We start from the raw sequence: 1747 nt of genomic DNA, 5'->3' as shown, positions 1-1747 counted from the left end.
CCGCAGTTCGTCCAGCCGGGATTTGTCGCTTGCCATCGCCTGCCTGCCTTTCTTGTCAGATGACCTTGCCGGGGTTGAGGATGCCCCCGGGATCGAACACCGCCTTGATCCGCCGCATCAGCGCGATCTCCTCGGCGCTGCGCGACCAGCCCAGCCAGGGCCGCTTGAGCGTGCCGATGCCGTGCTCGGCCGAGATCGAGCCGCCCTGCGCCCGCACCAGGTCATAGGCGATGCGGCTGACCTCGGACAGCTCGTCCTCGCCCGCGCCGGGGTCGGAAAAGGCGACATGGAGGTTGCCGTCGCCCAGATGACCGTAGAACGAGACATGCGCGCCGGGGAACCGCCGCGACAGCTGCCGCCCGCAGGTGTCTGCGAAATCGCCCAAGGCGCCCATCGCCATGCTGACGTCCAGGTTGACCAGCCGGGGCAGCAGGCGGTCCATCGCGTGCCCTTCGCGCACCCGCCAGAAGCTGTCGCGGTCCCTTTGGGACTGCGCGACCAGGGCGTCCGTCATCAGCCCCTCCTCCAGCGCATCGCCGAGGAACGATTCGAAGCGCTCCGCGTCCTCCTCTGTCCCTTCCTGTTCGAGGATGACGGAAAAGGGCGGGACCTCGGGGAAATGGCGGATGCCCTCGGCCTCCTCGTTGAAGCGGACATAGGGCGCCCACATCACCTCGAAGGCGGAGAGGCCGGGCAGGGCGGCCTGCGCGCGCGCCAGCAGCGCCAGCACCCGGTCGAAGCCGTCCAGCGCGCACAGCGCCGTGCGGCGCGCGGCAGGCAGGGGACGCAGGCGCAGGACGGCGCGCGTGACCACCCCCAGCGTGCCTTCCGATCCGATCAGGAACTGGCGCAGGTCATAGCCGGTGTTGTTCTTGAGCGCCTTGTTCAGGGCCGAGATCACCGTGCCGTCGGGCAGCACCGCTTCCAGCCCCAGCACGTTGTCGCGCGCAGGGCCGTAACGCAGGACGCGCACGCCGCCCGCGTTGGTGGCGATCACCCCACCGATCTGGCAGGACCCCCGCGCGCCGAGGTCGATGGGCAGAAGAAAGCCCGCCGCCGCGGCCGCACCTTGGGCGACCTCCAGCACCGTGCCCGCGCGCAGCGTCATGGTGCCCGAGGCCGCGTCGATCTCCTCGATGCCGGCGAAGCGGTCCAGCGACAGGGCGATGTCGCCCAGGCGCGGGTTGGCGCCGCCCGCAAGGCCGGTCATGCCGCCTTGGGGCACCACCGCCTGGCCCGCCGCGTCGCAAAGGCGCAGGGCGGTGGCGATCCCTTGGGCCGTGTCGGGGCGCAGCACGGCCGCGGGCAGGCAGGCGCCGGTCAGGCTGGCGTCCGAGCGGTGGCGCTCGCCCACGGCCGCGCCCGTCAGGACCGCCTGCGGCCCCAGGGCCGCCCGCAGCGCCGCGATCAGGCCGCCGTCCTCGCCCTCGTCCATGTCAGGCCTTCTCGCGCCGCAGGGCCTGCGCCATGCAATGGATGCCGCCGCCGGTCTTGGAAATCTCGTCGGTGTCCACCGTCGCCACCTCGAAGCCGCGCGCCCTGAGTTGTTCCACCAGCGTCCGGCTGGACGCGGGGGCGATCACCCGGTCGCGCCCGAGCGACATGAAGTTGCAGCCAAGCGCCATGGTGTCCCGGAAGGGCACGTCGATGATCTCGTGCCCCTTGGCCTTCAGCCAGTCCACGATCCCCGGATCGGTGCAGGCGAGGCAGACCGCGGTCAGCTTTTCCGCGACGGGAACCACCATCA

At 71.3% G+C, this 1747-nt stretch carries 2 protein-coding genes; both read right to left on the bottom strand.

Features of this window, described 5'->3' with window-relative positions; genetic code table 11:
- Nucleotides 1-55 precede the first annotated feature (55 nt).
- Nucleotides 56-1435, bottom strand: coding sequence for an FAD-binding oxidoreductase (locus Q4F04_RS15845; protein WP_303370746.1), 1380 nt, complete (start codon nucleotides 1433-1435; stop codon nucleotides 56-58).
- Nucleotide 1436: 1 nt separating this feature from the next.
- Nucleotides 1437-1747: arginine deiminase family protein (locus Q4F04_RS15840; RefSeq protein ID WP_303370745.1), on the bottom strand; the 311-nt coding region annotated here is incomplete at its 5' end.

Origin of the sequence: Paracoccus sp. (in: a-proteobacteria) (assembly GCF_030536915.1) — a bacterium.
In the GTDB taxonomy this organism is placed as follows: Bacteria; Pseudomonadota; Alphaproteobacteria; order Rhodobacterales; family Rhodobacteraceae; genus Paracoccus.
Note: the sequence above shows the minus strand (reverse complement) of the source record. Positions and strands in the feature narration are given on the sequence as shown.

Coding starts and splice junctions, on each gene's coding strand:
- Q4F04_RS15845 (WP_303370746.1), bottom strand. CDS start 1,435: ATGGACGAGGGCGAGGACGGCGGCCTGATCGCGGCGCTGCGGGCGGCC.